Here is a 6,544-nt window from a genome sequence, read left to right as displayed (position 1 = left end):
GCGGGCCGACGGCACCTGGCTGAGCATGGTCGACCACTACACGTCGTACCGCACACCCCGGGAGGCGGCGCGGGCCGCGGTGGACGAACTGGGCCCCGGCCAGCGGCTCAGCGACCTCTCCCCGGACCCGCTGGACGGCATGCTGCCCGACGGCGTCAAGGACATGATGGGCCGCATGGGCCTGACCGTGGACACGGGCGGCACGGGCGGCATGGGTGGCATGGACATGGGCGGCAGCGGCGGAACGGGTGCGCCCGTCCAGGACCTGGGCATGGGGACGGGGGGCCGGCATGGCGTACGTGCGTAAGAACGCCGGAGCCCTCACCGCGACCGAGCGGAAACGATTCGTGGACGCCGTACTGGAGGTCAAGAGGCGCGGGGAGTACGACGAGTTCGTGCGCACCCACGTCGCCTACTTCGCCGCCGACGGCGAGACCCAACTGCGCACCGCCCACATGGCGCCGTCCTTCCTGCCCTGGCACCGCCGGTTCCTGCTGGACATGGAGGACGCGCTGCGCCGCGTCGACTCCTCGGTGACCCTGCCGTACTGGGACTGGACCCGGGACCGCACGGCGACCTCGGTGCCCTGGACCAAGGATCTGCTCGGCGGCAACGGCCGGCGCTCCGACCAGCAGGTGACGACCGGTCCGTTCGCCTATTCGACGGGCAACTGGGCCATCAAGGTGGGGGTCACCGACGGCCGCTACCTCACCCGCGACCTCGGCCGCGCCGCCTCGCCCATCCAACTGCCCACGAAGGACGACGTGAGCTGGGCGCTGAACGATCCGGTCTACGACGTACAGCCCTGGGACTCCACCGTCACCCAGGGCTTCCGGAACAAGCTGGAGGGCTGGGGCACCGGCAGCGGCAGCGCCTCCTGGCACAACCACAACCGGGTGCACCGCTGGGTCGGCGGGGCGATGCTCGGCGCCGCGTCGGTCAACGACCCGGTGTTCTGGCTCCACCACGCCTACCTGGACATGCAGTGGGAGCGCTGGCAGGGGGCGCACAGCAGCCACCGCTATCTGCCGGCCGCTCCGCCCGGCGCCGGTGACGCGCAGCACGGCCGGGTCGTCGCCCGGCACGACAAGCTGCCGCCGTGGAGCGACACCCCGGATCAGCTGGAGGACATGAGCGGGGTCTACCGGTACGAGTGAGTTCGCACCGGTGAGGGATGCGAAGAGCCCCGGCGCTCGGAGGTGCCGGGGCTCTTCGCGGTGCGCGACGGGGTCTCAGCCGCCGTAGCTGCTGTTGCTGCCGTAGCCGTTGCTGGGCTGCGCGAGAGTGCCGCCCTGGTTGACGCAGGTGTTGCCGAAGGCCGGGTTCAGCAGACCGATGACGTCGACCGAGTCGCCGCACACGTTCACCGGGATGTTGACCGGAACCTGGATCACGTTGCCGGACAGCACGCCGGGCGAACCGACGGCCGCGCCCTCGGCGCCCGCGTCGGCCAGAGCCAGCCCGGCCCCACCGATCACCACGGCACCGGTGCCGAGGGCCACGGCGGCTGCCTTCGCGATGCGAGACATCACGTTCCTCCTGTCGATCGGGTTACGCGACGGCTGTTCCCGCCGTCGCACTCCCCGTTCAACGCGGCCGTCCGGCAGGGGTCACGGTGATCAGCGGGGGATCACCCTTTCAACAGACAGGTATCCGTTATCAGGCGTTTCACGGCAATTGTCGTACCGGAGATTTCGCCAGATAGGCCTGGATGTCCTCCACCGCCTGAGTGAAGTACGTCCGGTAGTTGGCCGCGGAGACATAGCCGAGGTGCGGGGTGGCGAGCAGGCGGGGGGCGGTGCGCATCGGGTGGTCGGCGGGCAGGGGCTCGATGTCGAAGACGTCGATGCCGGCACCCGCGATCCGGCCCTCGTGCAGCGCGGCGAGCAGGGCGTCCTGGTCCACCACCGAGGCACGGGAGGTGTTGATCAGGTAGGCGGTCGGCTTCAGGAGGGCGAGTTCGGCGGCGCCGACCAGACCCCGGGTGCGATCGCCGCCAGGCACATGCACGGAGACGAAGTCACTCTCGGCCAGCAACTCCTCCTTGGAGGCGGCCAGTTCGACCCCGGCGGCCGCGGCACGCTCCTCGGTCAGCCGCGGGCTCCACGCGGCGACGCGCATCCCGAAGGCGAGCCCGACCCGCGCGACCTTGCCGCCGATCCGGCCGAGCCCGAGCACACCGAGGCGGGCGCCGTGCAGATCGGCGCCGACGGTGGACTGCCAGGGCCCGCCGGTGCGCAACGCGGTGTTCTCCTGGACGATCCCCCGGGCGAGCCCGAGCAGCAGCGCCCAGGTCAGCTCGACCGGGGGAGTCCCGGAGCTCTGCGTTCCGCACACGGTGACGCCGTACTTCTCGGCCGCGGCGTAGTCGATCACGGTGTTGCGCATCCCGGTCGCCACGATCAGCCGCAGCCGGGGCAGCCGGGCGAGCAACGAGCCCGGGAAGCCGACGCGTTCGCGCAGGGTGACGACGATGTCGTACTCGGCGAGCGCCGCGGCGAGCGCGTCCTCGTCGGCCAGGTGGGTACGCAGCGACACGACCTCCACCGCGTCCCCGAGCACCGACCAGTCGGCCGACTCGACGGCCACGCCCTGGAAGTCGTCCAGCACCGCACAGCGAAGTCGCATGCCGTTCTCCCCTCACGATCCGAGCACTCCGAGTGTTCTTTGAGCGCCTCGAATGTATGTCGGACGGCGGGGTGCGCTCACGCGGGGGTGGGTGCGACCGGTGCGGACGTCGCCGACTTCCCCTCGGCGAACTCCAGATTGGCCGCGATGCGCGCCCGCTCCCCCTCCGGGACCTTCCCGCCGTCCAGCAGCCGTGTGCAGTACTCCCGGGACTTCTCGTAGTCGCCGATCCAATAGGAGGCCACGGCGAGTTCGTCCAGCGCGCGCCATTCGTGCCAGGACATCTCGACGAAGAGAATGTCGTCGGGCCGGGGGATCCCGGCCGCCCGCGCGGCGAACAGGTGCGCCAGCGGCCAGCGCCCTTCCAGGCGGCAGAGCCGGGCGAGATCCCCGATGGCCTCGATGCGCGAAGGACGGCTTTCGTACGCGCGAAGATATCGGTCGATCAATTCTCCTGCGGGCCTCTTGAGTTGGACGGCGAGCCGTGCCGCATAAAGTTTGGCGCAGTACGTCTCTTCCACCCACCCGGCCATCTCCGCCCTTCTGTCATAGGCGGCCAGGGCCTTCTCCGGCTCCTCGGCGTCCCGCCAGCTCTGGGCCAGGTAGAAGGCGTAACGGGCATTGTCCGGTTCCTCGACCAAAGCCTTGGCGAGAATCTCCGCGTCCCGCAGATACTTCTCCCGCTTCCCCTCGTCCCGCAGCCGCGCCCCGCCCCCGACGGTGAGGATGTGGGCCCCCTCCAGCGTCCCGGTGCTGTGGGGCGCGTCGCACGTGATGTACTCGTGGAGCACCCCTTCGTACCGCCACGGCAGCCGCGTGGCGACCAGGGCCATCCGCCAGTGCACCACGGGTCCGTCGTGCAGGGCGATGTTGTAGGCGTCCAGCGTCAGCTCGGGCATCCGGAACCCGGGCCGGATGCGCATCTCGTCGTCGGCGTCGATGAACAGCAGATAGTCCGCGCTGCCCCGCGCCAACTCGATCGCCTCACTGCGGCTGCCGTCGAACCCCTTCCATTCCCGTTCGTGGAGCTCCCCGGGAAAGTCCTTGAAACAATCCCGGATCACCTCCTGAGTCCCGTCCGTCGACCCCGTGTCCACGATCACCCAGGTATCGACCAGGGGCCGCACCGACTCAAGGCATTTCCGAATGGTCGGAGCCTCGTTCTTCACGATCATATTCAGGCAGATGCTCGCCATGAATTCCTCGCACTGTCGCTCGGAGCCGCGTTCCGTTCGGGGACTCTAATGGAAGGGGAGCGGGAATCCGGCGTATTTGCGGGGCTGTGGCTGTTCGACGCCGACGGCACGGGGCCCCGGAGAGAGCCCCGTCGACCGGGTGACCGGCCTTCGCGACGGCTGGCTCACTCGTACGCACCCGGGCGTCGCGTGACCTGCGACGGCTTCACTCCGGGCGACGCGCGCGGCCCTTTTCCGCGGGTCGGCCTGTGCTGTGCCGCAGGGCCTCGTCGCCGAGCCGCTTCACATACCGATGCGCGGGCACCGTGACCTGTCCCTGGTCGCGCGGTGCGAACTGCTCGAACGGCCCCTGGTCCGTCCACCCGTTGCGCTCGTAGAACCGTCGCGCCCGAGCGTTGCCCGGTACGACGGCCAGCCACGCCTGACGGTGACCACCGGCCGCGACAAGGCGCTCCGCCTCTTTCAGCAGCGCCACGGCCACCCCGACGCCTCTGTGCCGCTCGGCGACGTAAACCTGCTCGACCTCGTCCTCGACCACCATGACGAACCCCGCGACCTCACCACCGACGACCGCGACCGTCGTGTCGGCCAGCCGGCGCGGGGCCCGTTCCGCGAAGGACTCCCGCGTCCGCACCGCGACCAGCGCCTCAGGAACGTTCCCCAGGTGCCCGTCGCACCAACCGCGGTACCAGATCCCCGCCACAGCCACCGCGTCCGCACGGCGCGCCGCCCGCAGTTCGACGTGCTCGGCCTCAACGGACATGCGGGCAGCCTAACAACGGGCCCCTTGTTCTCCGGACCCGGAGACGACAGCGAACCGCTCCGTGGAGCTGTACGAACCGAAACCACGGGGACGCCGTCGCGGCCACGGCTCCCTCGTCCACGAGGTCTCCACCCCTCAGGACCTCACACGCCACTGTGCCGCGGAAGGACGCCGAGGCGGACGCGCGTCGACAGGACAGGCCCCGGCCGGCAAAAAGCCCTCCCCGAAGGGAGGGCAACGGATGGCGCCCCCGGCAGGACTCGAACCTGCGGCCAAGCGCTTAGAAGGCGCCTGCTCTATCCGCTGAGCTACGGGGGCCTGGTGGCGCGTTCAAGGATAAAGGTCCCTGCTCGCCGACCCTGTCGCTTCGCCTCCGTGGCTCGATGTGGAGGTTCGGTGAAGCGATCCTGATAATCGCAGGCAGGTACGAATCGTGCAGTGCTTTTGGCGTCCGACGCCATCGGGTGTTGTGCACTCGTTATGCCTGGCCCGCGCCCATGTCCCAGTCGCCCCATCCGCCCTTTCTGTTCCGTCGGCGCGCAGACATGTCCATATGCTTCAGAATTCCCCTAAAATTGGGCATTCTTCACATGTGGTGACCTTGGACGTACGGCCTCAGCTGCTCGACACACTCTCCGCTCTGCGCGACCGTGTCGCCGCCGCACGCTTTCCGCTGCCCCTGGCCGGTGCCCCACGCGCGCGTGCCAACCGCGACGAACTCCTCGCCCAGCTGGACGACTACCTCGTACCCAGACTACGGGCACCCGAGGCGCCGCTGCTGGCCGTGGTCGGCGGGTCCACCGGCGCGGGGAAGTCGACCCTCGTCAACTCCCTCGTGGGGCGCCGCGTGAGCGAGGCCGGCGTGCTCAGGCCGACGACCCGCACCCCGGTCCTGGTCTGCCATCCGGCGGATCATCACTGGTTCAGCGGCATGCGCGTCCTGCCCGACCTCGCGCGCGTCTGGGTGCCCCACCACGACTCCCGCGACGACGACCTCCTGCTCCCGGGCGATCTTCCCGGCGACCACCCCGTCCGCGCCCTGCGCGTCGAGACCGCCGACACCCTCCCGCGCGGCCTCGCCCTCCTCGACGCCCCCGACGTCGACTCCCTGGTCGCCGAGAACCGCGTCCTCGCCGCCGAACTGCTCTGCGCCGCCGACATCTGGGTCATGGTCACCAGCGCGGCCCGCTACGCCGACGCCGTCCCCTGGCACCTGCTGCGCACCGCCAAGGAGTACGACGCCACGCTCGTCACCGTCCTCGACCGCGTGCCCCACCAGGTCGTCTCCGAGGTCTCCCGGCAGTACGCCGCCCTGCTCACCAAGGCCGGCCTCGGCGACGTACCCCGCTTCACCGTGCCGGAGCTGCCCGAGTCCGTCTGGAGCGCGGGCCTGCTGCCCGCCACCGCCGTCGCGGCCCTGCGCACCTGGCTCGTCCAGCACGCCCAGGATCCCGGTGCCCGGCAGTACGTCATGGCCCGTACCGCCCACGGCCTCCTCGACTCGCTGAGAACCCGCATGCCCGAGCTGGCCGGCGCCGCCGCCGCCCAGTACGCGGCCGCACTCCGGCTCACCACCGCGGTCGAGGGGGCGTACGACCGGGAGCACGCGCGTCTGCGCGACCGCCTTCAGTCCGGCGCCGTCCTCGCCGGAGGCGCCCTCAAACGCTGGCGCGCCTTCCCTCTGGACTGCACCGCGGGCGAACTCCTCGACGCCCTCGTGGAGAGCCTCGGCGCGCTGCTGCTGTGCGCCGTCACCGCCGCCGACGAGCGGGTGGCCGAGGCCTGGCGCCGCGAGCCCGCCGCCGCGGCCCCGGGGCTCGCCGGGTGCGACCCCTCGCCGGAGAGCGCGGAGCACCGTATCGGCCTCGCGGTACGGCGCTGGCGGCGCGAGCTGCGGTCCAGTTCGCGCACCTCGTCCTCGGCGTACTCCTCCAGCTCGCGCCGCCAGCGCCGTACC

Annotated in this window: 7 protein-coding genes and 1 tRNA gene; 3 read left to right on the top strand and 5 right to left on the bottom strand. The window is 70.7% G+C overall.

The window, feature by feature from the left end; all coding sequences use genetic code 11:
• Positions 1-307 (top strand): tyrosinase cofactor (locus CCN72_RS39950; RefSeq protein ID WP_244174189.1); only part of this gene is annotated, 307 nt, incomplete at its 5' end.
• A complete protein-coding gene (locus tag CCN72_RS11245) occupies positions 291-1,157 on the top strand; it encodes a tyrosinase family protein (RefSeq protein ID WP_167408670.1) in 867 nt (288 codons plus the stop codon). The genes CCN72_RS39950 and CCN72_RS11245, both read left to right, overlap by 17 nt.
• A 75-nt stretch (positions 1,158-1,232) precedes the next feature.
• Here CCN72_RS11245 and CCN72_RS11240 read toward each other — a convergent pair whose 3' ends face one another.
• From CCN72_RS11240 to CCN72_RS11220, 5 genes are all read right to left on the bottom strand, one after another.
• Positions 1,233-1,529 carry a chaplin gene (locus tag CCN72_RS11240; protein WP_086807391.1) on the bottom strand — a complete coding sequence of 99 codons (297 nt, stop codon included), beginning with the start codon at positions 1,527-1,529 and terminating at the stop codon, positions 1,233-1,235.
• 139 nt (positions 1,530-1,668) lie between these two features.
• Complete coding sequence (locus tag CCN72_RS11235) at positions 1,669-2,628, bottom strand: D-2-hydroxyacid dehydrogenase family protein (protein ID WP_086807390.1); 960 nt, start codon at positions 2,626-2,628, stop codon at positions 1,669-1,671.
• Positions 2,629-2,705: 77 nt separating this feature from the next.
• Positions 2,706-3,803, bottom strand: coding sequence for a tetratricopeptide repeat-containing glycosyltransferase (locus CCN72_RS11230; RefSeq protein WP_202452690.1), 1,098 nt, complete (start codon positions 3,801-3,803; stop codon positions 2,706-2,708).
• Positions 3,804-4,029: 226 nt separating this feature from the next.
• Entirely contained in the window at positions 4,030-4,587 is a 558-nt protein-coding gene (locus tag CCN72_RS11225) for a GNAT family N-acetyltransferase (RefSeq protein WP_086807388.1), read from the bottom strand.
• A gap of 242 nt (positions 4,588-4,829) precedes the next feature.
• A tRNA-Arg gene (locus CCN72_RS11220) sits at positions 4,830-4,905 on the bottom strand.
• Between the two features lie 274 nt (positions 4,906-5,179).
• On the opposite strand from CCN72_RS11220, the gene CCN72_RS11215 reads away from it, so the two are divergent.
• Positions 5,180-6,544 (top strand): dynamin family protein (locus tag CCN72_RS11215; protein WP_107430086.1); only part of this gene is annotated, 1,365 nt, incomplete at its 3' end.

The sequence above is a fragment of the Streptomyces murinus genome (genome assembly GCF_002154555.1).
Classification (GTDB): domain Bacteria; phylum Actinomycetota; class Actinomycetes; order Streptomycetales; family Streptomycetaceae; genus Streptomyces; species Streptomyces murinus.
Note: the sequence above shows the minus strand (reverse complement) of the source record. Positions and strands in the feature narration are given on the sequence as shown.

Coding starts and splice junctions, on each gene's coding strand:
- CCN72_RS11235 (WP_086807390.1), bottom strand. CDS start 2,628: ATGCGACTTCGCTGTGCGGTGCTGGACGACTTCCAGGGCGTGGCCGTC.
- CCN72_RS11240 (WP_086807391.1), bottom strand. CDS start 1,529: ATGTCTCGCATCGCGAAGGCAGCCGCCGTGGCCCTCGGCACCGGTGCC.
- CCN72_RS11245 (WP_167408670.1), top strand. CDS start 291: ATGGCGTACGTGCGTAAGAACGCCGGAGCCCTCACCGCGACCGAGCGG.
- CCN72_RS11230 (WP_202452690.1), bottom strand. CDS start 3,803: ATGATCGTGAAGAACGAGGCTCCGACCATTCGGAAATGCCTTGAGTCG.
- CCN72_RS11225 (WP_086807388.1), bottom strand. CDS start 4,587: ATGTCCGTTGAGGCCGAGCACGTCGAACTGCGGGCGGCGCGCCGTGCG.